The 23,566-nt window shown below is 39.8% G+C and carries 41 protein-coding genes; 37 read left to right on the forward strand and 4 right to left on the reverse strand.

Annotated elements, in window-relative coordinates; genetic code table 11:
* Positions 1–2: 2 nt before the first annotated feature.
* From NQ508_RS02285 to NQ508_RS02300, 5 genes are all read left to right on the forward strand, one after another.
* Positions 3–302 (forward strand): CBO2463/CBO2479 domain-containing protein, encoded by a 300-nt coding sequence (locus NQ508_RS02285; protein WP_006427367.1) that lies wholly within the window; start codon positions 3–5, stop codon positions 300–302.
* 2 nt (positions 303–304) lie between these two features.
* Complete coding sequence (locus NQ508_RS14420; RefSeq protein ID WP_006427368.1) at positions 305–757, forward strand: glycine/sarcosine/betaine reductase selenoprotein B family protein; 453 nt, start codon at positions 305–307, stop codon at positions 755–757.
* A 27-nt stretch (positions 758–784) separates the two neighbouring features.
* Positions 785–1,030 (forward strand): proline reductase, encoded by a 246-nt coding sequence (locus tag NQ508_RS14425; RefSeq protein WP_028088467.1) that lies wholly within the window; start codon positions 785–787, stop codon positions 1,028–1,030.
* A gap of 263 nt (positions 1,031–1,293) precedes the next feature.
* The gene (gene prdD, locus NQ508_RS02295; RefSeq protein WP_022416479.1) at positions 1,294–2,061 is read left to right on the forward strand and encodes a proline reductase cluster protein PrdD; all 768 of its coding nucleotides are present in this window, start codon (positions 1,294–1,296) and stop codon (positions 2,059–2,061) included.
* A 20-nt stretch (positions 2,062–2,081) separates the two neighbouring features.
* A complete protein-coding gene (locus NQ508_RS02300; RefSeq protein WP_006427371.1) occupies positions 2,082–2,564 on the forward strand; it encodes a glycine/sarcosine/betaine reductase component B subunit in 483 nt (160 codons plus the stop codon).
* Positions 2,565–2,664: 100 nt separating this feature from the next.
* Here the strand turns inward: NQ508_RS02300 and NQ508_RS02305 are convergent, their stop codons facing one another.
* The 4 genes from NQ508_RS02305 to NQ508_RS02320 form a co-directional block, all read right to left on the reverse strand.
* Positions 2,665–3,204: a YcxB family protein gene (locus NQ508_RS02305; RefSeq protein WP_006427372.1), complete on the reverse strand. Its 540-nt coding sequence runs from the start codon at positions 3,202–3,204 to the stop codon at positions 2,665–2,667.
* A 155-nt stretch (positions 3,205–3,359) separates the two neighbouring features.
* Positions 3,360–4,250, reverse strand: coding sequence for a hypothetical protein (locus NQ508_RS02310; protein WP_044919938.1), 891 nt, complete (start codon positions 4,248–4,250; stop codon positions 3,360–3,362).
* 694 nt (positions 4,251–4,944) lie between these two features.
* Positions 4,945–5,817 carry a LysR family transcriptional regulator gene (locus NQ508_RS02315; RefSeq protein WP_006427374.1) on the reverse strand — a complete coding sequence of 291 codons (873 nt, stop codon included), beginning with the start codon at positions 5,815–5,817 and terminating at the stop codon, positions 4,945–4,947.
* A 245-nt stretch (positions 5,818–6,062) separates the two neighbouring features.
* Positions 6,063–6,275 (reverse strand): hypothetical protein, encoded by a 213-nt coding sequence (locus tag NQ508_RS02320; protein WP_006427376.1) that lies wholly within the window; start codon positions 6,273–6,275, stop codon positions 6,063–6,065.
* A 692-nt stretch (positions 6,276–6,967) separates the two neighbouring features.
* On the opposite strand from NQ508_RS02320, the gene rpsJ reads away from it, so the two are divergent.
* The 32 genes from rpsJ (at position 6,968) to NQ508_RS02485 (ending at position 23,251) form a co-directional block, all read left to right on the forward strand.
* Positions 6,968–7,279 (forward strand): 30S ribosomal protein S10, encoded by a 312-nt coding sequence (rpsJ, locus tag NQ508_RS02330; RefSeq protein ID WP_006427379.1) that lies wholly within the window; start codon positions 6,968–6,970, stop codon positions 7,277–7,279.
* 75 nt (positions 7,280–7,354) lie between these two features.
* Positions 7,355–8,035, forward strand: a complete 681-nt coding sequence (gene rplC, locus NQ508_RS02335) for a 50S ribosomal protein L3 (RefSeq protein WP_006427382.1) — start codon at positions 7,355–7,357, stop codon at positions 8,033–8,035.
* A 29-nt stretch (positions 8,036–8,064) separates the two neighbouring features.
* Positions 8,065–8,685, forward strand: a complete 621-nt coding sequence (gene rplD / locus NQ508_RS02340) for a 50S ribosomal protein L4 (protein WP_006427384.1) — start codon at positions 8,065–8,067, stop codon at positions 8,683–8,685.
* A complete protein-coding gene (gene rplW / locus NQ508_RS02345) occupies positions 8,685–8,990 on the forward strand; it encodes a 50S ribosomal protein L23 (protein WP_006427386.1) in 306 nt (101 codons plus the stop codon). The genes rplD and rplW overlap by 1 nt, the downstream gene beginning before the upstream one ends.
* A 57-nt stretch (positions 8,991–9,047) precedes the next feature.
* On the forward strand, positions 9,048–9,890 hold the full coding sequence (gene rplB, locus NQ508_RS02350) for a 50S ribosomal protein L2 (RefSeq protein WP_022416482.1): 843 nt from the start codon (positions 9,048–9,050) through the stop codon (positions 9,888–9,890).
* Between the two features lie 23 nt (positions 9,891–9,913).
* Positions 9,914–10,195 carry a 30S ribosomal protein S19 gene (gene rpsS, locus NQ508_RS02355; RefSeq protein ID WP_006427388.1) on the forward strand — a complete coding sequence of 94 codons (282 nt, stop codon included), beginning with the start codon at positions 9,914–9,916 and terminating at the stop codon, positions 10,193–10,195.
* Between the two features lie 26 nt (positions 10,196–10,221).
* Positions 10,222–10,608: a 50S ribosomal protein L22 gene (gene rplV, locus NQ508_RS02360; RefSeq protein ID WP_004607294.1), complete on the forward strand. Its 387-nt coding sequence runs from the start codon at positions 10,222–10,224 to the stop codon at positions 10,606–10,608.
* 11 nt (positions 10,609–10,619) lie between these two features.
* The gene (gene rpsC / locus NQ508_RS02365) at positions 10,620–11,273 is read left to right on the forward strand and encodes a 30S ribosomal protein S3 (RefSeq protein WP_006427389.1); all 654 of its coding nucleotides are present in this window, start codon (positions 10,620–10,622) and stop codon (positions 11,271–11,273) included.
* A 2-nt stretch (positions 11,274–11,275) separates the two neighbouring features.
* Positions 11,276–11,713 (forward strand): 50S ribosomal protein L16, encoded by a 438-nt coding sequence (rplP, locus tag NQ508_RS02370; protein ID WP_006427390.1) that lies wholly within the window; start codon positions 11,276–11,278, stop codon positions 11,711–11,713.
* Positions 11,703–11,906, forward strand: a complete 204-nt coding sequence (rpmC, locus tag NQ508_RS02375) for a 50S ribosomal protein L29 (RefSeq protein ID WP_021860015.1) — start codon at positions 11,703–11,705, stop codon at positions 11,904–11,906. Before rplP ends, rpmC begins: the two co-directional genes overlap by 11 nt.
* Before the next feature lie 37 nt (positions 11,907–11,943).
* Positions 11,944–12,198, forward strand: a complete 255-nt coding sequence (gene rpsQ / locus NQ508_RS02380; RefSeq protein WP_022416483.1) for a 30S ribosomal protein S17 — start codon at positions 11,944–11,946, stop codon at positions 12,196–12,198.
* Positions 12,199–12,217: 19 nt separating this feature from the next.
* Positions 12,218–12,586: a 50S ribosomal protein L14 gene (gene rplN / locus NQ508_RS02385; RefSeq protein ID WP_006427393.1), complete on the forward strand. Its 369-nt coding sequence runs from the start codon at positions 12,218–12,220 to the stop codon at positions 12,584–12,586.
* Between the two features lie 15 nt (positions 12,587–12,601).
* The gene (gene rplX, locus NQ508_RS02390) at positions 12,602–12,913 is read left to right on the forward strand and encodes a 50S ribosomal protein L24 (RefSeq protein ID WP_022416484.1); all 312 of its coding nucleotides are present in this window, start codon (positions 12,602–12,604) and stop codon (positions 12,911–12,913) included.
* A gap of 23 nt (positions 12,914–12,936) precedes the next feature.
* On the forward strand, positions 12,937–13,476 hold the full coding sequence (gene rplE / locus NQ508_RS02395) for a 50S ribosomal protein L5 (RefSeq protein ID WP_022416485.1): 540 nt from the start codon (positions 12,937–12,939) through the stop codon (positions 13,474–13,476).
* 11 nt (positions 13,477–13,487) lie between these two features.
* On the forward strand, positions 13,488–13,673 hold the full coding sequence (locus NQ508_RS02400) for a type Z 30S ribosomal protein S14 (protein ID WP_006427396.1): 186 nt from the start codon (positions 13,488–13,490) through the stop codon (positions 13,671–13,673).
* Positions 13,674–13,685: 12 nt separating this feature from the next.
* Positions 13,686–14,087 carry a 30S ribosomal protein S8 gene (rpsH, locus tag NQ508_RS02405; protein ID WP_006427397.1) on the forward strand — a complete coding sequence of 134 codons (402 nt, stop codon included), beginning with the start codon at positions 13,686–13,688 and terminating at the stop codon, positions 14,085–14,087.
* A gap of 126 nt (positions 14,088–14,213) precedes the next feature.
* Positions 14,214–14,756 carry a 50S ribosomal protein L6 gene (rplF, locus tag NQ508_RS02410; protein ID WP_006427398.1) on the forward strand — a complete coding sequence of 181 codons (543 nt, stop codon included), beginning with the start codon at positions 14,214–14,216 and terminating at the stop codon, positions 14,754–14,756.
* A gap of 17 nt (positions 14,757–14,773) precedes the next feature.
* On the forward strand, positions 14,774–15,142 hold the full coding sequence (rplR, locus tag NQ508_RS02415) for a 50S ribosomal protein L18 (RefSeq protein ID WP_022415193.1): 369 nt from the start codon (positions 14,774–14,776) through the stop codon (positions 15,140–15,142).
* Between the two features lie 14 nt (positions 15,143–15,156).
* A complete protein-coding gene (rpsE, locus tag NQ508_RS02420) occupies positions 15,157–15,666 on the forward strand; it encodes a 30S ribosomal protein S5 (RefSeq protein WP_006427400.1) in 510 nt (169 codons plus the stop codon).
* 14 nt (positions 15,667–15,680) lie between these two features.
* A complete protein-coding gene (gene rpmD / locus NQ508_RS02425; RefSeq protein ID WP_006427401.1) occupies positions 15,681–15,860 on the forward strand; it encodes a 50S ribosomal protein L30 in 180 nt (59 codons plus the stop codon).
* Positions 15,861–15,889: 29 nt separating this feature from the next.
* Complete coding sequence (rplO, locus tag NQ508_RS02430; protein ID WP_006427402.1) at positions 15,890–16,330, forward strand: 50S ribosomal protein L15; 441 nt, start codon at positions 15,890–15,892, stop codon at positions 16,328–16,330.
* Positions 16,330–17,646, forward strand: a complete 1,317-nt coding sequence (gene secY, locus NQ508_RS02435) for a preprotein translocase subunit SecY (RefSeq protein ID WP_006427403.1) — start codon at positions 16,330–16,332, stop codon at positions 17,644–17,646. The genes rplO and secY overlap by 1 nt, the downstream gene beginning before the upstream one ends.
* A gap of 60 nt (positions 17,647–17,706) precedes the next feature.
* Positions 17,707–18,351, forward strand: coding sequence for an adenylate kinase (locus NQ508_RS02440; protein WP_022415192.1), 645 nt, complete (start codon positions 17,707–17,709; stop codon positions 18,349–18,351).
* Positions 18,352–18,355: 4 nt separating this feature from the next.
* Positions 18,356–19,120 (forward strand): type I methionyl aminopeptidase, encoded by a 765-nt coding sequence (gene map / locus NQ508_RS02445; RefSeq protein ID WP_006427405.1) that lies wholly within the window; start codon positions 18,356–18,358, stop codon positions 19,118–19,120.
* A 25-nt stretch (positions 19,121–19,145) separates the two neighbouring features.
* Entirely contained in the window at positions 19,146–19,394 is a 249-nt protein-coding gene (locus NQ508_RS02450; protein ID WP_006427406.1) for a KOW domain-containing RNA-binding protein, read from the forward strand.
* A gap of 12 nt (positions 19,395–19,406) precedes the next feature.
* Positions 19,407–19,625, forward strand: coding sequence for a translation initiation factor IF-1 (gene infA / locus NQ508_RS02455; RefSeq protein ID WP_004607275.1), 219 nt, complete (start codon positions 19,407–19,409; stop codon positions 19,623–19,625).
* A gap of 180 nt (positions 19,626–19,805) precedes the next feature.
* Positions 19,806–19,919: a 50S ribosomal protein L36 gene (gene rpmJ / locus NQ508_RS02460; protein WP_005339020.1), complete on the forward strand. Its 114-nt coding sequence runs from the start codon at positions 19,806–19,808 to the stop codon at positions 19,917–19,919.
* 259 nt (positions 19,920–20,178) lie between these two features.
* On the forward strand, positions 20,179–20,547 hold the full coding sequence (rpsM, locus tag NQ508_RS02465; protein WP_022415191.1) for a 30S ribosomal protein S13: 369 nt from the start codon (positions 20,179–20,181) through the stop codon (positions 20,545–20,547).
* A gap of 32 nt (positions 20,548–20,579) precedes the next feature.
* A complete protein-coding gene (rpsK, locus tag NQ508_RS02470) occupies positions 20,580–20,975 on the forward strand; it encodes a 30S ribosomal protein S11 (RefSeq protein ID WP_005332330.1) in 396 nt (131 codons plus the stop codon).
* A gap of 66 nt (positions 20,976–21,041) precedes the next feature.
* On the forward strand, positions 21,042–21,635 hold the full coding sequence (gene rpsD / locus NQ508_RS02475) for a 30S ribosomal protein S4 (protein WP_006427408.1): 594 nt from the start codon (positions 21,042–21,044) through the stop codon (positions 21,633–21,635).
* 29 nt (positions 21,636–21,664) lie between these two features.
* Positions 21,665–22,624 carry a DNA-directed RNA polymerase subunit alpha gene (locus NQ508_RS02480; RefSeq protein ID WP_022415190.1) on the forward strand — a complete coding sequence of 320 codons (960 nt, stop codon included), beginning with the start codon at positions 21,665–21,667 and terminating at the stop codon, positions 22,622–22,624.
* Positions 22,625–22,714: 90 nt separating this feature from the next.
* On the forward strand, positions 22,715–23,251 hold the full coding sequence (locus NQ508_RS02485; protein ID WP_006427410.1) for a bL17 family ribosomal protein: 537 nt from the start codon (positions 22,715–22,717) through the stop codon (positions 23,249–23,251).
* The last annotated feature ends 315 nt before the right edge of the window (positions 23,252–23,566 follow it).

The following is a 23,566-nucleotide window of genomic DNA, read 5'->3' on the forward strand; positions in this document are numbered from 1 at the left end:
TAATGGATAATGAACGTTTACACTATGGCGATAAGATCATTTATATGGAAGGTGTCATCGTAGCGGTCGACGACTGTAGTATCAGCGTTGACTTAAAAGGACGTCTGGGGTTCTTTAAAGCTCCGAAGAGAATGTTCATCTGCGATACAGAGCCGAAAGTAGGTCAGGAAGTTGGCTGGAACATGAGTTTCCCGGAACAGCTCGGACCGGAAGTAAATGAGAAATACGTCAGCAATATTGAAAAAGAACGTCGCAAACAACAAGAAATGCAAGCACGTTTGGATGCTAATAAGGAGGATTAAAAATGAGTTTAACGGTTGTTAAAGGCTTACAGTCTGAAATATTCGTTCCTATTACTCCACCGTCAGTATGGGCTCCTGTAACAAAAGAGCTGAAAGATATGTCTATCGCTCTTGCAACAGCAGCAGGTGTTCACAAGAAGAGCCAGGAGAGATTTAACCTTGCTGGTGACTGGACATGGAGAAAGATCGAAAACACTACACCATCTAGTGATCTGATGGTATCACACGGTGGATATGATAACAGTGATGTTAACAAGGACATCAACTGTATGTTCCCAATTGACAGAATTCATGAATTAGCAAAAGAAGGATTTATCAGAGCTTGTGCTCCTGTACATGCTGGATTCATGGGTGGTGGTGGAAACCAGGAGAAATTCAAACATGAAACTGGTCCTGCTATCGCTGAAATGTTCAAAAATGAGGATGTTGACGCAGTAATCCTCACCGCTGGCTGAGGTACCTGCCACCGCTCTGCAGTATTGGTGCAGAGAGCGATTGAAGAAGCTGGAATTCCTACAATTATTATTGCAGCTCTTCCACCAGTTGTTCGTCAGACTGGTACTCCTCGTGCGGTAGCTCCGTTGGTACCTATGGGTGCTAATGCGGGTGGTCCTCACAATGTAGAACAGCAGACACAGATCGTAAAGGCAACTCTGGAGCAGTTAGAGAAAATCGAAACTCCAGGAAAGATTGTTCCGTTGCCATTCGAGTATGTTGCTAAGATCTAATTCGATTTTATGAATTTTATTTGATCTTAAGAAGGGCAGATGTATTTTGCATCTGCCCTTTTTTGAAAAAAGAATCAGACAGTATATTGGAATTTCTTACAGTATATTGTATACTAGAGATATGGAAAGGACATAGGAAAAATAAGAAAACAATATAAAAAGGATGAATGGATACGTTGTTTTTGCTATCAAAGTGTACGGGGAAACCGCAAAAAGCGGACTTTGATTGATATATGTCCGTAATTTTTTTAGGAGGTGACATGATGGCTGAGAAAGAGATAGACTTAAGACGCCTTGTGATCAAAGCATTTCATATGACAGATGTGGAATGGGGTGAGTACAATAATATCACAACGGATGGCCATATGACGGTCAGCAAAGAGATGATCGATCAGCTTGTTGCACAGGATGATTGTATTGAGAAGATTGATATTCAGATTATTAAACCGGGAGACCATGACAGATGGACGAACACGATTATGGATATCATTCCAATCTCAACAAAAGTGCTTGGTAAATTGGGAGAAGGAATAACTCACACTATAACGGGTGTATATGTTATGTTGACGGGCGTTGATGTGAACGGAAAGCAGTGTCACGAATTTGGTTCATCAGAAGGCAATCTGAAGGAACAGTTGTGCTTAAACCGTGCAGGTACACCGGGAGATGATGATTATATTATTTCGTTTGATGTAACATTTGCTGCTGGTATGGGGCAGGAGAGACATGGGCCATTTACTGCACACAAACTCTGTGATGAATTCATTCAGACATACAGAGAGAAACTGAAAAAGTTCAAAGGTGATAAGTGCACAGAACGTCATGAATATCATGATAAAGTAAGACCTGGAAAGAAGAAGGTTGTAATTATCCGTCAGGTGGCTGGACAGGGAGCTATGTATGATACATGGATGTTCCCGGATGAACCGTCAGGGGTTGAAGGCGGACGTTCGATTATCGATATGGGCAATATGCCGGTTATGATTACTCCGAATGAGTACAGAGACGGCATGATCCGCTCGATGCAGTAACTACAGGAGGTGCAGAAGTTATGGGAATTGGACCATCGACAAAAGAAACATCATTACATCATTTCAGAGATCCGCTGTTGGAAGTAGTGGCAGAGGATACAGATCTGGATCTTCTCGGACTGATCATAGTCGGAACGCCGGATGATAACAAAGATAAAATGCTGGTAGGAACCAGAGCGGCAGCAATGGCAGAATGTATGCGTGCAGATGGAGTAATCATATCATCGGATGGATGGGGAAACAGCGATGTGGATTATACAAATACATGTGAACAGCTTGGAATCAGAGGAATTCCGGTGACGGGACTTAATTTTAGTGGTACTGTTGCAAAATTTGTTGTAGAAAATGATTATCTGGACGGAATTGTGGATATTAATAAAAGCGCAGATGGTACAGAGACAGATGTTGTCGGAGAGAACAACATGGTGAGGGTTGACTGTCTGAAGGCAAAAGCTCTTCTGAAGCTTAAGATGCGTCATAAGGATGAACAGGAAGGACGATAGAACCGGGAAGATATCTACGACAGAAAGTGTCGGAAATAGAACAAACAATAAGAAAAAGAGAAGATTACCTCATTCTTGCGAATGGAAATCTTCTCTTTTTTTATTTATCGAATGCAGGATCGATAGGTCCGTATTCGATTTCGGGATGTTGTTCTAACATCCATTGTTTGAAACTTTCGGAGTCGCCTTTGGTGAAAGACTCTTTGTCAAGCATAACGCCTTCAATCTGGTCTTTGGAAGTGAGCTTGTAATAAGTTTTCGCCTCTTCGAATTTGGTAAGATCTTCCCAGTTTACATGGTTATTTATCTTATTGTTAATGTAAAGGGCAATGTCCTTTTCGCGGATCATGACTTTACAGGTCCAGTCTTTATCGTTGAAATATTGAGTACGCATTACACGGAAAGTTTTATCAGCGTGCATCCATTTGAAAAATACTCCACGGTAGATGGCTATAAATGAAAGTGTGGCACCAACAGACTGCCATCTGAGTGAAGCTCCTACATGATGAAAATAAATCCAGCCGAAAGTTCCGGATGCAAAGATTACACAATATACGTAGAAGATAGGAAGTCTCCAGAACTTTGGAGCTGCCCATTTGTCGTAGCGTTTACGTGTCATTACATATTCGTTAACAAACATATGATATTCTCCATAATAAAATTGTAATGCAGGGAAACTGCCAGAAGCAGGATCTCTTACATACAATGATATAAAGATGGCAGTCTGTTAAGACTGCCATCCGTGTGTTGTTTTGTTTAAATGAGTATTTTGCTTATATATATGTTTCACAGATATTAAGCAATACCTTTTGCTTTGTCTTTCTTTGCTGCACTAAGTAAAGTGTAAGAAGTCCATACAAGCACGAGGCAGATAAGATTAATGAGCCAGAACATTGGAAGACCTGTAACTAATTTCCATGCGATAAATACACCGATACATCCACCTATCGCATTACCAATTGTATGTGCAACATCGTATCTATGTGACTTGATAAATTCGATAGAGCAAGCTGGCATTAAGCATGCGCAAGATCCCATGAAGACAGGGAAACATGTCTGAGCATCAACACCAAGCAGAAGACATGTTGCCATACAAGGTGCATAAAGTCCAAAACCAATATCCATAAGAGCGCCCCATAAAACATTAAGTGCTGCGGCTACGATCAGTTTCCAACCTGTTAATCCAACTGCAGTACCAACTAAACCGAAAGGTCCGACACCAAGATTTTTGCATAACATTACTACTGCCAACGGAAGCATCGCACATCCAAGAGCAATTCTGATTTTGTTACGTGGCCATTTTGTAACGATAGATGCAAATCCAAATGAACCAACAGCTGCACAAATGAACATTACCCAAAGGAAAAGAGGATCACATTCTACAGAAGTTGTGAAGATAAATGCCTCAAAAATAACTGGGAATGTATCACCGATATTCAGTGTACCAGGAATATCGATGTCATCAATCTGATTGAAAAGTTTGTACATAAATGTAGATGGTGCGTAAGAGCCACATCCTAAAGTGTCAAGAAAGTTAGCAATGATACCAACAGTAAAAGCAGATGCCCATTGTTTCCCGGTAGAACCTTTTAGTTCATCCATTCGGTTCTTGCCTAAATCGACAATAAGACCAATACCTGTTCCAGCAAACAAAACACCTAATAAAATTTGGATTGCTAATAACATAAATTCATCCCTCCAGATTTTCATATTAAATTGTTAACAAGCTATACATGTGAATAAATAAGTACCAGGCAAGGAAATGCCTTTTTAGCACTATGAAAGAAATCATATACACCCCGATTTGTAAAGAATTTCTATAAATTCACGCATTGCTTTACATTAATATTTTATCAACTAATACGTTAAAAGTCAATCGAACTATAGTCTTATAGAGAGAATTAATAAGAAAAAGCACGACATCTGAACATGTCGTGCTCTTTCTTATTGGTATGTCATTGAGAGGTTTTTCCTCGTTGCATTGCAGTTTTGTTTTTATATACAAAGCTGGGGAATGCTCCTCCTTGTGGAGGATGTATATATCAATTGGAGTTCACCTTTGCAAGGTTATTCTTGGGGGAAACAACCGGCTCAGGCATAACTGCAATAACAACCATAATAATGGTGCCTTAAAAACAGACGATTATACTGTCTGATTCTAAAAGAGCAGTTCCTGTATTATATCATCGATGAGGAACCGCCATTGGTGTCTGTGTCTGTCTTTAAGTTACTATTAATATATCACGTTAATTCGATGATGTCAATAAGGATGGAAAAAACTGGCATTGCAACAAGAAAAACGTGATAAAGCGGGAGGTGTTTCGTGCAATTTTAATGAATAAATGAGAAAGAATGTCATTTACTCTGCATGAATATTGACTTAATCATCTAACAGAAAGTCTTTTGCATATTCCAGAAAAGTCTTTGAAGCAGGTGACAGATTTTTGAGAGAAGAATATGCAAGTCCTAACTGTCTTGTAATTGTTGGCTTCAATGGACGTTTTACAAATTTTCCCTGCTGGCCGCGAAGTAAAAGACCCGGGAGGATAGAATATCCTAGTTCGTGTTCGACCATGGAAAGGGAAGAAAATTCATTTCTGGTTACATAGCGGATATCCGGATGGATTTTATGCTTTTTTAAAATACGGTGTACGTCGCTTCCTGGTGTGTATTCTGTGATGATAAAAGGTGCATCTTCAAATGCTTCGATTGGAATTTCTTCTTCTTTTGCAAGAGGATCGTTTTCTGGAACAACTGCGTACATCAAGTCGTTCATGACCGGAAGAAACTGATATTTATGATTTTTCTGCAGACTGATAAATCCGATATCTACACGTCGTTCCTGAATCCAGTCGGCAAGTTCTCCTTCAACCCCTTCGATAACCTGGATGATGATATCCGGATGTTTCTGCTGGAATTCTCGGATGATCTTTGGAATCCAGTGAATTGAACAGCTTAGATAAGTGCCGATGCGGATGGTTCCTCTCTGCGCACCATTTAATGCAGCAATTTCCTGATGAATTACTTCATCGGCATTCAATAATGTGCGGATTGCCGGAATAAGTGACTTTGCTTCATTTGTAAGTGTAATACCGTGGTGGTCTTTGATGTAGAGCGGGAACCCGACTTTCTTTTCCAGATTTTTCATCATTTGCGTAATACCGGATTGTGTGTATCCAAGTTCCGCGCCTACGCGGGTAAAGCTGCCGTAATCATCAACGGCTAACATGATTTTCCAACTTTTGATGTCCATTCTTTTATTCTCCAATGTATGAAAATACAAAAAATTATAAAAATTTTATTTGCTTATTAATAGTAGCTAAAAAATATCAAAATTACAAGCTTATCGGATGACTTTTTTTAAATCATCGTATGAATCCGAATACATTTAAAATGATGATTGTCATAAATATCGGAACAACAATGCAGGTAAGGATTTTGTCGTATAAAGTTACTCTGCCGAACTTATCGTCATTGGTGAGTTCTTTTTCGTATTCTTTAAATCCCAAGGTGTGATATTCCGGAAGCATCCAGCCACGGAAGTTTAATATTACTTAAGAGTCCGAATCTGAGGGAAACGATAATGTTACCGATTCCAACAGAGAATAAAACCTGGGTTGCTGCCTGGGAAAATACAGTGAAATTGAATTTGCTAAAATCAGGCAGGAGATAGTATTTTAAACCATCGATTGCATTGCTGGTTACGAACATTGCTCAGATACCACATATAATAAGGAAGAGAAAGAGTACAGGCATAATGATTTTGGTTACTTTCTCTACAAGGCGAGATATGCGAATTTCCAAATGTTTCCGAGGCTGATCGCAGCTCCTGCGGCAACCATAATGTAACCAAAACGAGAGTTCCATTCACGAGATTGATTTCCATTTTCACTCATATGTAACACACTCCATTCATTATAATATTGTGCAAAAAAGGGAAGCAACACATCCATGATGTCTGACTCCCCTGATTGCTTTGGCTTATAGTAATAGTATAGTCTGGAAAATTTGAAATATCAATAAAATATTAGAAAGTATAATGCTAAAATAAGAGAAAATAATACTATTTGTTGGCAAAAACTTAACATGTTTGAGTGGAAAGTACAAAATAAATTGTATGAATAAAAAAACAAAAAAGTACTTGCAAAATGTATGGGAATCGGATATACTAAGAGAGCTGTGACATGATAGCGTTGAAGCGTGAGGTTGCTGCTAGGAATTAGCAGGTTTTCCGTGGAGCGAATGTCAAGTTAGGAAACTGGCGACAAGTCACTGTACGAAACTACTATAACGGCCACTGCGATGTGGTAACAACGTGTGGGTTCTCACGACACACACGGGAGAGTGTACAGTCACCGCTTGTCGTACTCGATTATAAGTACGAAAAGGAGGCGACTTTTTTTATGGCAAGTCAAGTAATGAGAATCACTTTGAAAGCGTATGATCATCAGTTAGTAGATGCATCCGCTAAGAAAATCATCGAAACTGTAAAGAAAAACGGATCTAAGGTGAGTGGACCTGTACCACTTCCGACAAAGAAGGAAGTAGTTACAATCTTAAGAGCTGTTCACAAATACAAAGATTCCAGAGAACAGTTCGAACAGAGAACTCATAAGAGACTGATCGATATCATTGCACCAACACAGAAGACTGTAGATGCATTATCTAGATTAGAGATGCCAGCTGGTGTAGCTATTGATATCAAAATGAAATAAGAAGCAGTAATTCCTATAATTTAGGATGAGCGTCCAATCGGGCGTTCCGCTGTAAATCACAGGAGGTAAAATAAAATGAAGAAAGCTATTTTAGCAACAAAAGTCGGAATGACTCAGATCTTCAACGAAGACGGAACACTTACTCCGGTAACAGTTCTTCAGGCTGGACCTTGTGCTGTAACACAGATCAAGACTGTTGAGAATGACGGATACGAAGCTGTTCAGGTTGGATTCGTTGACAAGAAAGACAAGATCATCAACAAAGACAAAGGCGGAAAGAAAGAAATTGTTCACCGTCACGGTGTAACAAAGGCAGAGCAGGGACACTTTGCTAAAGCCGGTGTTACAGGTAAGAGATATGTAAGAGAATTTAAGTTTGAAAATGCTAGCGAATATGAGTTAGGCCAGGAAATCAAGGCTGATATCTTCGCTGCTGGAGATAAGATTGACGCAACTGCAATCTCTAAAGGAAAAGGATTCCAGGGCGCAATCAAACGTCACAATCAGTCAAGAGGACCTATGGCTCATGGTTCTAAGTATCATCGCCATGCTGGTTCAAACGGTGCTTGTTCAGATCCAAGTAAAGTATTTAAAGGAAAACACATGCCGGGACACATGGGAAGTAAGAAGATTACAGTCCAGAATCTCGTAGTTGTACGTGTTGACGCTGAGAACAACTTACTTCTGGTTAAAGGTTCAGTACCGGGACCTAAGAAATCTTTAGTAACTATCAAAGAAGCAGTAAAAGCTAACTAAGATTTGGCGAAGGAAGGAGGACACTTAAGATGGCTAACGTATCTGTTTATAATATCGAAGGTAAAGAAGTTGGTAAGATCGACTTAAGCGATGCTGTATTCGGTGTTGAAGTTAATGAACATCTTGTACACATGGCAGTTGTAAGCCAGCTTGCAAATAACCGTCAGGGAACACAGAAAGCAAAAACACGTTCTGAAGTTTCTGGTGGTGGAAGAAAACCATGGAGACAGAAAGGAACCGGTCATGCAAGACAGGGATCTACAAGAGCTCCACAGTGGACAGGCGGCGGAGTTGTATTCGCACCAGTTCCGAGAGATTATTCTTTCAAAATGAATAAGAGAGAGAAGAGAGCAGCTCTGAAATCTGCACTCACATCAAGAGTTGAAGAAAACAAATTCATCGTAATCGATGAGATCAACTTCGAAGAAGCAAAGACAAAGAACTTTGCAAACATTCTTAAGAATTTAGATGTATCTAAAGCATTAGTAGTATTAGAGGATGACAACAAGAACGCAGAGCTTTCAGCAAGAAACATCGCTGATGTTAAGACTGCAAAGACTAATACAATCAATGTGTACGATATCTTAAAATACAACACAGTAATCACAACAAAAGCTGTTGTTGCTAAAATCGAGGAGGTGTACGCATAATGGCAAACGTTCAGTATTATGATGTAATCCTTAAACCTGTAGTAACAGAAAAGAGTATGGAACTTATGGGAGAAAAGAAATACACTTTCTTAGTACACCCAGAAGCAACAAAATCTCAGATTAAAGAAGCTGTTGAAAAGATGTTTACAGGAACTAAAGTAGAGAAAGTAAACACAATGAACAACGATGGAAAGAAGAAAAGAGTTCGTGGAACTTACAACTTCGGAAAAACAGCTAAAACTAAAAAAGCAATCGTAAAACTTACAGAAGATAGCGCAGATATCGAGATCTTCCAGGGATTATAAGATTGCAAAGCATACGGACAGAAACCGTGACAATAAACAATTGAAAGGAGATTAATCATGGGAATTAAAACATACCGCCCATATACGCCTTCCAGAAGACAGATGACTGGTTCTGATTTCTCTGAAATCACAAAGACAACACCAGAAAAATCTCTGTTAGCTCCAAAGAGTAGACAGGCTGGACGTAATAATCAAGGAAAAATCACAGTTAGACACCGCGGAGGCGGAGCTAAGAAAAAATATAGAATTATCGACTTCAAGAGAAGAAAAGACAATATCCACGCTACTGTACTTGGTATCGAATATGATCCAAACAGAACAGCTAACATTGCTCTGATCTGCTATGAAGATGGTGAAAAAGCATATATCATCGCACCTGAAGGACTGACAGACGGAATGACAGTTATGAATGGACCAGAAGCTGAAGTTAAGATCGGTAACTGCCTCCCATTAGCACAGATTCCAGTTGGTACTCAGATCCACAACATCGAGCTTCATCCTGGAAAAGGCGGACAGATGGTTCGTTCCGCAGGTAACAGTGCTCAGTTAATGGCTAAAGAAGGAAAATATGCAACTCTCAGACTTCCATCAGGAGAAATGAGAATGGTACCGCTTGAGTGCAGAGCTTCTATCGGAGTTGTAGGAAATGGTGATCACAACCTGGTCAACATTGGTAAAGCAGGACGTAAACGTCATATGGGAATCAGACCTACAGTTCGTGGTTCTGTTATGAACCCGAATGACCATCCGCATGGTGGTGGTGAAGGTAAGACAGGAATCGGTCGTCCGGGTCCGTGTACACCTTGGGGTAAACCAGCACTTGGTCTTAAGACAAGAAAGAAAAATAAAGCTTCTAACAAGATGATCGTAAGAAGAAGAGATGGTAAAGCAATTAAATAGTTTTCATAAGGAGGTTAGAACCTATGGCACGTTCTATTAAAAAAGGACCATTCGCAGACGCAAGCCTGCTTAAAAAGGTTGATGCTATGAACGAGGCTGGAGACAAGTCTGTAATCAAGACATGGTCCCGTCGTTCTACAATCTTCCCAAGCATGATCGGACACACAATTGCTGTTCATGACGGAAGAAAGCACGTACCTGTATATGTTACTGAAGATATGGTTGGACACAAACTCGGAGAGTTCGTAGCAACCAGAACTTACAGAGGACACGGAAAAGACGAAAAGAAATCCAAAGTTAGATAATTAGATTGTGAAAGGAGGGTTCATCCATGGCTAAAGGACATAGATCCCAAATTAAAAGAGAAAGAAATGCTAACAAAGATACAAGACCTTCTGCTAAGTTATCTTACGCAAGAGTTTCTGTTCAGAAAGCATGCTTCGTATTAGATGCCATCAGAGGTAAGGATGTAACAACAGCACTTGGTATTTTGACATACAATCCAAGATATGCTTCTAGTTTAATAAAGAAATTATTAGAGTCTGCAATTGCAAATGCTGAGAACAACAACGGCATGAATGCTGAGAATCTGTACATTGCAGAGGCTTATGCAAACAAAGGACCAACAATGAAGAGAATCAGACCTAGAGCACAGGGTAGAGCTTACAGAATCGAAAAGAGAATGAGCCACATTACACTCGTGCTTGATGAAAGATAAGGAGGGCAAACATGGGACAGAAAGTTAATCCTCATGGTTTGAGAGTCGGAGTTATCAAAGACTGGGACTCAAGATGGTATGCAGAGAAAGATTTCGCAGACTGCTTAGTGGAAGACCATGAAATCAGAACATATCTTAAGAAGAGATTATACAGTGCTGGTATTTCTAAAATTGAAATCGAGAGAGCATCTGACCGCGTAAAGATTATCGTTTACACAGCAAAACCTGGTGTTGTAATCGGTAAAGGCGGAGCAGAGATCGAGAAAGTAAAAGGTGAATTAGCACAGTTTACAGATAAAAAGTTAATCGTTGACATCAAAGAAATCAAGAGACCGGATAAAGATGCTCAGTTAGTAGCTGAGAACATCGCATTACAGCTTGAGAACCGTATTTCTTTCAGACGTGCAATGAAATCATGCATGTCAAGAACTATGAAATCTGGAGCACTTGGTGTTAAGACTTCTGTATCAGGACGTCTTGGTGGAGCTGATATGGCTCGTACAGAGTTCTACAGCGAGGGAACAATTCCTCTTCAGACACTGAGAGCAGACATTGACTACGGATTCGCTGAAGCAAACACAACTTACGGAAAAGTTGGTGTTAAAGTTTGGATCTACAAAGGCGAAGTTCTTCCGGAGAAAACAGTTAAGGAAGGAGATAGATAATCATGTTAATGCCAAAAAGAGTAAAACGTCGTAAACAATTCCGTGGTACCATGAAGGGTAAAGCTCTTCGCGGTAACCAGATTACAAACGGTGAATATGGTATCGTTGCAACGGAACCTTGCTGGATCCGTTCTAACCAGATCGAAGCAGCCCGTATCGCTATGACACGTTACATCAAACGTGGTGGTAAAGTTTGGATCAAGATATTCCCAGATAAACCTGTAACTACGAAACCAGCTGAGACACGTATGGGTTCTGGTAAAGGAACCTTAGAATACTGGGTAGCTGTTGTTAAACCGGGACGCGTTCTTTTCGAGATCGCAGGTGTACCGGAAGAAGTTGCTAAAGAGGCTCTTCGTCTTGCAACTCACAAGCTGCCATGTAAATGTAAAGTAGTTTCTCGCGCAGACTTAGAAGGCGGTGATAACAGTGAAAATTAATGCATTTGTTGAAGATTTAAAAACAAAATCAGCTGCAGAGCTGAATGAAGAATTAGTAGCTGCTAAAAAGGAACTTTTCAATTTAAGATTCCAGAACGCAACAAACCAGTTGGACAATACAAGCAGAATTAAAGAAGTAAGAAGAAATATTGCCAGAATTCAGACAGTAATCACTGAAAAGGCAGCTCAGTAGAAACTGAAAACTCACAAAATGAAAGGAGTTACAGACTGTGGAAAGAAATCTTAGAAAAACCAGAGTTGGTAAGGTTGTCAGCAACAAGATGGATAAAACTATCGTTGTAGCAATCGAAGATCATGTAAAACATCCACTTTACAAGAAAATTGTAAAGAAGACATATAAATTAAAAGCACATGATGAAAACAATGAGTGCAATATCGGCGACAAAGTAAAAGTTATGGAAACAAGACCTCTGTCAAAAGACAAGAGATGGAGACTTGTTGAAGTTATGGAAAAAGTGAAATAGTATAAGGAGGGAAACCTGCATGATACAGCAAGAAAGCAGACTTAAAGTAGCAGACAACACAGGTGCGAAAGAGTTACTGTGTATCCGTGTACTTGGCGGCTCAACAAGAAGATATGCAAGTATCGGTGATGTAATCGTTGCGACTGTTAAAGATGCAACACCAGGCGGCGTTGTTAAAAAAGGTGACGTAGTTAAAGCTGTAGTTGTTCGTACTGTAAACAGTACTCGTCGTAAAGATGGATCTTACATCCGTTTCGATGAAAATGCTGCTGTAATTATAAAAGATGATAAGACACCAAGAGGAACCCGTATCTTCGGGCCAGTAGCAAGAGAGCTTCGTGACAAACAGTTCATGAGAATTGTTTCTCTGGCTCCGGAAGTACTTTAAGGAGGTGCGCGTAAGATGTCAATGTTAAAGATCAAAAAAGGTGATACAGTTAAAGTAATCGCCGGTAAAGATAAAGACAAAGAAGGCAAAGTTATCGCTGTTAACCAGAAGACTGGAAAGGTTATCGTTGAAGGCGTAAATATGCTGACAAAGCACACAAAACCAAGTGCTCAGAACCAGGAAGGCGGAATCGTTCGTCAGGAAGGACCTATCGATATCTCTAACGTAATGTATGTTCACAAAGGAACAGCTACAAGAGTTGGTATCAAGATGGACGGAGACAAAAAAGTACGTTACGCTAAATCAACAGGCGAAGTGATTGATTAATTTGAGGAAGGAGGTCCAAAGCTTTGAGTAGACTGAAAGAACAGTACCAGAACGAGATCATTGATGCAATGATCAAAAAGTTCGGTTATAAAAATATTATGGAAGTACCAAAACTCGATAAAGTTGTTATCAACATGGGTGTTGGTGAAGCAAAAGATAACGCAAAACTTTTAGATGCTGCAATCGCTGACATGGAGAAAATCACAGGTCAGAAGGCTGTAGTTTGTAAAGCTAAGAAGTCCGTTGCTAACTTTAAGATCAGAGAGGGTATGCCGATTGGATGTAAAGTTACATTAAGAGGAGAAAAGATGTATGAATTCGTTGACCGTCTGGTTAACCTTGCACTCCCACGTGTACGTGACTTCAGAGGTGTAAATCCTAACGCATTCGACGGAAGAGGTAACTACGCTCTCGGAATTAAAGAGCAGCTGATCTTCCCAGAAATCGAATACGATAAAGTAGATAAGGTAAGAGGTATGGATATCATCTTCGTTACTACTGCTAAAACAGATGAAGAGGCACGCGAACTGCTTACTCAGTTCAACATGCCATTTACAAAATAAGGAGGTAAATTATGGCTAAGACAGCAATGAAAGTAAAACAGCAGCGCAAGCAGAAATTCTCCACAAGAGAATACAATCGTTGCAGAATCTGTGGACGTCCACATGCATATTTGAGAAAATATGGTATCTGCCGTGTTTGCTTCCGTGAGTTAGCATACAAAGGACAGATTCCAGGTGTTAAGAAAGCAAGTTGGTAGGAGGAAAGAACAATGACAATGAGTGATCCAATCGCAGATATGCTTACAAGAATCCGTAATGCAAATACTGCTAAACATGATACTGTAGATGTTCCGGCATCCAAGATGAAGCTTGCTATCGCTAATATCTTGTTAGATGAAGGATATATCGAAAAATACGACGTTATCGAGGACGGAGTATTCAAAACAATTCACATCACACTGAAATACGGTGCTGATAAGAACGAAAAAGTTATCACAGGCCTTAAGAGAATTTCTAAACCAGGTCTTCGTGTATACGCTTCAAGCGAGAATGTACCTAAGGTATTTGGTGGACTTGGAACAGCAATCATTTCCACAAACCAGGGTGTAATCACTGATAAAGCTGCCAGAAAGCTTGGTGTCGGTGGAGAAGTTCTCTGCTATATTTGGTAAGAAACCCGCGAGCAACTTAGTGAAGGTGTGCCGTAAGGCACAGCCTGAACTGATTGCCATATAGAAACTGAAAACAGAGAAGCCATAAGAGCTTTTCCGAGAATCTAAGTTAAGGAGGAACAAGGTATGTCACGTATCGGAAGACATCCAATCGCTATCCCGGCAGGCGTAACTGTTGAGATCGCTGAGAACAATGTAGTGACTGTTAAAGGTCCAAAGGGAACACTTGAAAAAGCACTTCCAACAGAGATGGAAATCAAACAGGAAGGCGAAGAAATCGTTGTAACAAGACCAAATGACTTAAAGAAGATGAAATCTTTACATGGTCTTACAAGAACACTGATCAATAACATGGTTATTGGTGTAACAGAAGGATACCAGAAGGTTCTGGAAGTTAATGGTGTTGGATACAGAGCAGCAAAATCAGGTAACAAATTAACACTGAACCTTGGTTATTCTCATCCAGTTGAGATGGAAGATCCTGAAGGCGTTGAGACAGTAGTTGAAGGTCAGAACAAGATCATCGTTAAAGGACTCAGTAAAGAAAAAGTTGGCCAGTACGCAGCTGAAATCAGAGACAAGAGAAGACCGGAGCCTTACAAAGGTAAAGGTATTAAGTATGCTGATGAAGTTATCAGACGTAAAGTTGGTAAGACTGGTAAAAAATAAGTAAGGAGAGTGTGAAAATGGTTAGCAAAAAATCAAGAAGTGAAGTTCGCGTAAACAAGCACAGAAAATTACGTAACCGTTTATCTGGTACAGCTGAGTGCCCACGTTTAGCAGTATTCAGAAGTAATAATCATATGTATGCTCAAATTATTGACGATACAGTTGGAAATACACTGGTTTCCGCTTCCACTCTTCAGAAAGATGTGAAAGCAAACCTGGAGAAAACTAACAACGTTGATGCAGCAGCATATTTAGGAAAAGTAATCGCAGAAAAGGCCCTTGAAAAAGGTATTAAAGACGTTGTCTTCGATAGAGGCGGATTTATTTACCAGGGTAAAGTACAGGCATTAGCAGACGCAGCTAGAGAAGCTGGGTTGAATTTCTAGAAGGAGGAGCACACATGAGACAGGAACGTATTGATGCTAATTCATTAGAATTAAACGAAAAAGTAGTATCAATTAAACGTGTAACCAAAGTTGTTAAGGGTGGCCGTAATATGAGATTCACAGCTTTAGTAGTTGTTGGTGACGGAAATGGCCATGTTGGTGCAGGTTTAGGAAAAGCTACAGAAATTCCGGAAGCAATCCGCAAAGGAAAAGAAGATGCAGCTAAGAATCTCATCTCTGTAGCATTAGATGAAAATGACAGTGTAACACATGATTATATCGGTAAATTCGGAGGCGCTTCTGTATTACTTAAGAAGGCTCCAGAAGGTACTGGAGTTATCGCCGGTGGTCCGGCGCGTGCCGTAATCGAGATGGCAGGAATCAAGAACATTCGTACAAAATCTCTTGGTTCTAACAACAAACAGAATGTAGTACTTGCTACAATCGAAGGATTACGCCAGATTAAAACTCCAGAAGAAGTAGCTAAGCTTCGCGGTAAATCTGTTGAAGAGATCTTTGGCTAAGGAGGTAGAACAAAATGGCAGATTTAAAAATCACATTAGTAAAATCTACAATTGGTGCTGTACCTAAGCATAAGAAAACTGTTGAAGCATTAGGACTTAAGAAGCTGAACAAAACTGTTGTACTTCCAGATAATGCAGCAACAAGAGGTATGGTTAAACAGGTTTCTCACCTGGTAAAAGTAGAAGAAGTATAATTAATTTATTCGGATAAGGAGGTGTCACAATGGATTTATCTAACTTAAGACCTGCTGACGGATCAAAGCAGAGTGATAATTTCAGAAGAGGACGTGGACACGGTTCTGGAAATGGTAAGACAGCTGGTAAGGGACATAAAGGTCAGAAAGCTCGTTCAGGAGGTACAAGACCTGGTTTCGAAGGTGGTCAGATGCCATTATATAGAAGAATACCAAAGAGAGGTTTCACTAACAGAAACACTAAGACAATCGTTGGTATCAACGTAAGTGCTCTTGAAGTATTTGAGAATGATACAGTTGTAACTGTAGATACATTAATCGAGCAGGGTATCGTTACAAATCCAAAGGATGGAGTTAAGATCCTTGGAAATGGCGAACTTACTAAGAAACTTACAGTTCAGGCTGATGCATTCAGCGCAGGTGCTGTAGCTAAGATCGAGGCATTAGGTGGAAAAGCAGAGGTGATCTAATGTTAGAAGCATTTCGAAAGGCATTCAAGATAAAAGATATTCGAAAAAAGATCGGATATACATTTTTGATGTTAATCGTAATACGAATTGGATCGCAGTTGCCAACACCAGGCGTAAATGGTGAATATATTAAGAATTTCTTTGCTCAAAACACTGGAGAGGCGTTCAATTTATTTAACGCCTTCACCGGTGGCTCTTTTGAGCAAATGTCTGTATTTGCCTTAAGCATTACACCTTATATTACTTCATCAATCATAGTTCAGCTGCTTACAATTGCAATTCCGCAGTTGGAAGAAATGCAGCGTGACGGCGAGACCGGAAGAAAGAAAATTGTTGCTATTACAAGATATCTTACCGTTGGTCTTGCTTTAATTGAATCTGGAGCTATGGCGGTCGGATTTGGACGTCAGGGACTTCTGGTGAAGTATAATTTTGTTAATGCAGCAATTGTCGTATTAACACTCACGGCTGGATCAGCTTTTCTGATGTGGATTGGTGAGAGAATTACAGAAAAAGGTGTGGGCAATGGTATTTCTATTGTCCTGGTGATCAACATTATCTCTCGTATTCCGAGTGATATGAAGACGTTATTTGACCAGTTCGTGAAAGGAAAAGCGATTGCTTCCGCTTGTCTTGCAGTATGTGTAATCATTGCAATCATTCTTGCATTGGTCGTATTTACCGTAATCCTGCAGGATGGAGAAAGAAGAATTGCTGTACAGTATTCCCAGAAAATAGTTGGAAGAAGATCTTATGGTGGTCAGTCTACAAACATTCCGTTGAAGGTTAACACTGCAGGTGTTATCCCGATTATCTTTTCATCATCTTTGATGCAATTTCCAATTGTAATTGCATCATTCCTTGGAAAAGATAACGGAAGTGGAATCGGAAGTGAGATACTTCGAGGATTGAATCAGAGTAACTGGTGCAATCCGGAACAGATTAAATACTCTTGGGGACTGGTATTATATATTGTCCTGACTGTATTCTTCGCATATTTTTACACTTCAATTACATTTAATCCATTGGAGATTGCAAATAATATGAAGAAGAGCGGTGGATTCATACCGGGAATTCGTCCGGGAAGACCAACAGTAGAATATTTGACAAAAATCTTGAATTATATTATTTTTGTTGGTGCATGCGGATTGATTCTGGTACAGATTGTTCCGATATTATTTAATGGATGGCTTGGAGCAAAAGTATCCTTTGGCGGTACTTCTCTGATCATTATTGTCAGTGTAATATTGGAAACACTTAAACAAATTGATTCAATGACGCTTGTAAGAACATACAAGGGATTTTTAAATAGCTAATATTTTGACTCGCGGGAAGATTTTTTTCGCGGGTTAAAATGCTATAAGGAGGAACTGCCAATGAAAATTATTATGTTAGGTGCCCCTGGAGCGGGCAAAGGAACCCAGGCAAAAAAGATTGCAGCGAAATATGATATTCCACACATTTCCACAGGAGATATCTTCAGAGCGAATATTAAAAACGGAACAGAACTGGGAAATAAGGCAAAAACATACATGGATCAGGGACTGTTAGTTCCGGATGAACTGGTAGTAGATCTGGTAGTAGATCGTGTACAGCAGGATGATTGTAAGAATGGTTATGTTCTGGATGGTTTCCCGAGAACAATTCCACAGGCAGAGGCTCTGGATAAGGCTCTGGCAGAATTCGGAGACAAGATTGATTATGCAATTGATGTGAATGTTCCGGATGAGAATATTGTAAAGCGCATGGGTGGACGCCGTGCATGCGTAGGATGTGGAGCAACTTATCATCTGGTATATGCACCGACCAAGACAGAAGGAATCTGTGATGTATGCGGAAAAGAGCTTATTTTAAGAGACGATGACAAACCGGAGACAGTACAGAAGAGACTGAATGTATATCATGAGCAGACACAGCCTTTGATCGATTATTATACTAAAGCAGGTATTTTAAAGACAGTAGACGGAACGGTTGACATCAATGATGTATTTGCAGCAATTGTAGAGATACTTGGAGCATAAGACTATGGCAATCACGATTAAATCTGAAAGAGAAATCGAATTGATGGCGGAAGCCGGAAAGATACTCGAACGTGTACATAATGAACTGGAAAAAGCACTTCACCCGGGAATGAGTACCAAGGATATTGATACACTGGGGGAGAAAATCATCAGAAGCTATGGATGTATTCCTTCTTTCCTGAATTACAATGGATACCCTGCATCGATCTGTGTATCGGTGAACCAGGAAGTTGTTCATGGAATTCCGGATAAACACAGAATCATTCATGAAGGTGATATTGTCAGTCTGGATGCCGGGGTAATCTATAAGGGGTATCATTCGGATGCAGCAAGAACACATGCGGTCGGTGAAGTCAGTGAAGAAGCGAAAAAACTGATCCAGGTTACAAAAGAATGCTTTTTTGAGGGTATAAAATATGCCAAAGCAGGGAATCATCTATTTGATATATCCGGTGCGATCGGCAGATATGCCGAAGAAAGAGGTTATGGTGTTGTAAGAGATCTTTGTGGACATGGAATCGGAACAGCGCTTCATGAGGCACCGGAAATCCCGAATTATGAAGTGGGACGCAAGGGTGTAAAATTAAGACCCGGTATGACACTTGCCATCGAGCCGATGATCAATATAGGAACTTACGAAGTTGACTGGCTGGATGATGACTGGACAGTTGTAACAAGAGACGGTTCTTTATCGGCACATTATGAGAACACGATACTGATCACCGAAGGCGAACCTAGAATTCTGTCCTTAACCTGTGACAATGAATAGACGGATATAATAAGAGGAAACAGATATGGTGATGTATGAAGCAGGAATGCTTGCAAGATCAAAAGCCGGACATGATAAAGCACAGATGTATATCATAAAAGAAGTGGATGATACATATGTATATCTGGTGGATGGCCGCATCAGAACACTCGGCCATCCGAAGAAAAAGAAGAAAAAGCATGTACAGATTGTTCACGGAATATATAATATGAAAGAACTTGATGATGCAGGCATAAGAAAGTTAATTAAGGATTGGATGAAAGAAGAGAAGTAGGAGGAAGATAGAATGTCAAAGGCTGACGTTATTGAAATTGAAGGAACTGTAGTAGAAAAACTGCCAAACGCAATGTTTCAGGTAGAACTTGAGAATGGACATCAGGTATTAGCTCACATCAGCGGAAAGCTGAGAATGAACTTTATCAAGATCCTGCCGGGAGATAAAGTAACATTAGAGCTGTCACCATACGATCTTTCAAAAGGAAGAATCATCTGGAGAGATAAATAAGAATTCTAACAAAAATGTGTAAAAATAAGTCAAAAAACTATTGACTTATCTTGCAAATAAATGCTATACTATATAAGCACGTTTTCTAGGTGTATTTATGCGCTGGAATCTCTGAGTTGCGATTTCAACAGAAAGCAGTGTAGCAACAAAGGCATAGCAATGGATGAAAGGAGGATCCCCGTGAAGGTTAGATCATCAGTAAAACCAATTTGCGAAAAATGCAAAGTAATTAAAAGAAAAGGAAGCGTTCGCATTATCTGCGAAAATCCAAAGCACAAACAGCGTCAGGGTTAATTCTGAGCAATGTTTGATGTATTTAGGCGGCTGATAGTGGACACGCCAGGCGGTGTGGATACTATTTCAAATATACAAGGCGCACCCGAAAGACCGGTGACGATCCTCGTATATTGCTTCTAATGCCGGCTCGTCATTACCGCATAGTTTCCATAACATGAGCGGTGGCCGGAAAGGGCATGATACCGAACATGCCTGGGACAAAATCATGTCCCCTATTAAAGACAATTAACAATGAAAGAAAATGGAGGAAATTCACATGGCTCGTATAGCAGGTGTAGACTTACCAAGAGACAAACGTGTTGAGATCGGATTAACTTATATCTACGGAATCGGTAGAACAAGTGCAACTCGTATCTTAACAGAAGCAGGAGTTAATCCTGATATTCGTTGTAGAGATCTTACAGACGACGATGTAAAGAAAATCAGTGCTGTAATCGATGAGACTCAGACAGTAGAAGGTGATCTTCGTAGAGAAATCGCCCTCAACATTAAGAGATTACAGGAAATCGGATGTTATAGAGGAATCCGTCACAGAAAAGGACTTCCAGTTCGTGGTCAGAAGACTAAGACAAATGCTAGAACTAGAAAAGGTCCTAAGAGAACAGTAGCAAACAAGAAGAAATAATTTATTTAAGGAAAGAGTAGGTTAGTTTTATTATGGCAAAGAAAGTTACAAAAAAAGTGACAAAGAAACGTGTCAAGAAAAACGTTGAACACGGACAGGCTCACATCCAGTCATCTTTTAATAACACAATCGTAACATTAACAGATGCACAGGGAAATGCTCTGTCATGGGCAAGTGCAGGCGGTCTCGGATTCAGAGGTTCAAGAAAATCTACCCCTTATGCAGCTCAGATGGCAGCTGAAACAGCAGCTAAAGCAGCATTAGTACATGGTTTAAAATCAGTTGACGTAATGGTTAAAGGACCAGGTTCAGGTAGAGAAGCAGCAATTCGTGCCCTGCAGGCATGCGGAATCGATGTAACAAGCATCAGAGACGTTACACCAGTACCACACAATGGTTGCCGTCCACCAAAACGCAGAAGAGTCTAGTACTATTATTATTCACTACGTTAACGGATTGTATGTGTCCGAATTATATAGGAGGAAAACAAAAACATGGCAGTAAATAGAGTTCCGGTTCTTAAAAGATGTAGATCCCTCGGAATGGATCCAGTTTATTTAGGAATTGATAAAAAGTCTAACAGACAGTTAAAAAGAGCGAATAGAAAAATGAGCGAGTATGGTCTCCAGTTACGTGAGAAACAGAAAGCTAAATTCATCTATGGTGTATTAGAGAAACCTTTCCTGAACTACTTCAAGAAAGCATCTAAGATGAATGGTATGACAGGTGAAAACCTGATGGTACTCTTAGAGTCAAGACTTGACAACGTTGTATTCCGTCTTGGACTTGCTAGAACAAGACGTGAAGCAAGACAGATCGTTGACCACAAGCACGTACTTGTAAACGGAAAACAGATCAACATCCCTTCATACCTTGTAAAGGCTGGAGATGTTGTAGAAATCAAAGAAGCTAAGAAGAGCTCACCAAGATACAAAGAGATCGTTGAGGTTACAGGCGGACGTCTTGTTCCAGAATGGTTAGAAGCTGATCTGGAAAACCTGAAAGGAACAGTAAAAGAACTTCCAAAACGTGAAGCAATCGATGTTCCTGTAGATGAGATGTTAATCGTCGAGTTATATTCTAAATAATAAACCGTAACCCACAGGAGGTGGACTTAGTGTTTGATTTTAATAAACCCAATATTGAAATAACTGATATTTCAGATGATAAGAAATATGGTAGATTCGTTGTAGAACCTCTTGAAAGAGGTTATGGTACAACATTAGGTAATTCTCTTAGAAGAATTATGCTTTCATCTTTACCTGGTTCAGCAATCAGCCAGGTTAAGATTGACGGTGTTCTTCATGAGTTCAGTTCTATTCCGGGTGTTAAGGAAGATGTCACTGAGATTATCATGAACTTGAAATCTCTGGCAATCAAAAACACATCTGAATCTGATGAGCCTAAGACAGCTTATATCGAGTTTGAAGGCGAAGGCGTTGTAACAGCAGCTGATATTCAGGTGGATCAGGATATTGAAATCATGAATCCGGAAACTGTAATCGCTACATTAAACGGTGGTGCAGACAGCAAATTGTATATGGAACTTACCATTACAAATGGAAGAGGCTACGTGAGTGCCGATAAGAATAAAAATGACGAACTGCCAATCGCAGTGATTCCAATTGATTCTATCTACACTCCAGTGGAACGAGTGAACCTTACAGTAGAGAATACCCGTGTCGGACAGATTACAGACTTTGATAAGCTTACATTGGATGTATACACAAACGGCACACTGCTTCCGGACGAAGCTGTAAGTTTGGCTGCAAAGGTACTTAGCGAACATCTGAAACTCTTTATCGACCTGTCAGAAGTGGCTCAGGCTGCAGAAGTTATGATCGAGAAAGAAGACGATGAAAAAGAAAAAGTTCTTGAGATGAGCATTGATGAACTTGAACTTTCTGTTCGTTCATACAACTGTCTGAAGAGAGCTGGCATCAATACAGTTGAAGAACTGACAAACAGAACACCGGAAGACATGATGAAAGTACGTAACCTTGGACGTAAGTCTCTGGAAGAAGTACTTGCAAAATTAGATGAGTTAGGCTTAAGCCTGAGTAAAGGTGAAGAATAATCTGTCAGTAAGCCCGAAAGTGCATGGCAGAGCATTTGGCTAGTAAGCCCGAAGAAGCATAACCAAGTGTTATAATGGAGGATATTTAAAATGGCAAAATATAGAAAACTTGGCAGAACATCAAGCCAGAGAAAAGCATTATTAAGAAACCAGGTAACAGCACTTCTGAATAACGGAAAGATCGTTACAACAGAAGCTAAGGCTAAAGAGATCCGCAAGATCGCTGAAGGTCTTATCGCATTAGCTGTTAAAGAAAAAGATAACTTCGAAGAAGTTACTGTAAAAGCTAAAGTTGCCCGCAAAGACAAAGATGGCAAGAGAGTAAAAGAAGTTGTAGATGGTAAGAAAGTTACTGTATATGACGAAGTTGATAAAACAATCAAAAAGGATATGCCAAGCAGACTGCATGCTCGTCGTCAGATGCTGAAGGTTCTTTATCCTGTAAAGGAAGTTCCAACTGCACAGGCTGGAAAGAAGAAAAATACAAAAGAAGTTGATCTCGTAGCTAAATTATTCGATGAGATTGCTCCTAAGTATGCAGATCGTAACGGTGGATACACAAGAATCGTAAAGATCGGTCAGCGTAAAGGTGATGCAGCTATGGAAGTTCTGATCGAACTTGTATAGTTAGAAGTCAATTTTATAAAGAGGGGGGAACTACCAAAAGGGGTTCCTCTTTTTTTTATAAAATTCGATATTGAAACCAGAAAAAAATATATTATATATGCAAACAGTGGCTTTGAACGAAGTGAACGGAACAGTTTGCATATATAATATATTTTTTTTGTACGGAATAATATTCAAGATTTGTTAAAAATCTGACTATAGCGTTAAATTTACTACTATTAACAAATATGATTACAAATTATCAAATAAATGATATAATATCGTCAACGCAGTTAATATTACATTGTTCAAAAGACTGATAATTACAATTTATTT

Source organism: Dorea longicatena (genome assembly GCF_025150085.1).
Lineage (GTDB): Bacteria > Bacillota > Clostridia > Lachnospirales > Lachnospiraceae > Dorea_A > Dorea_A longicatena.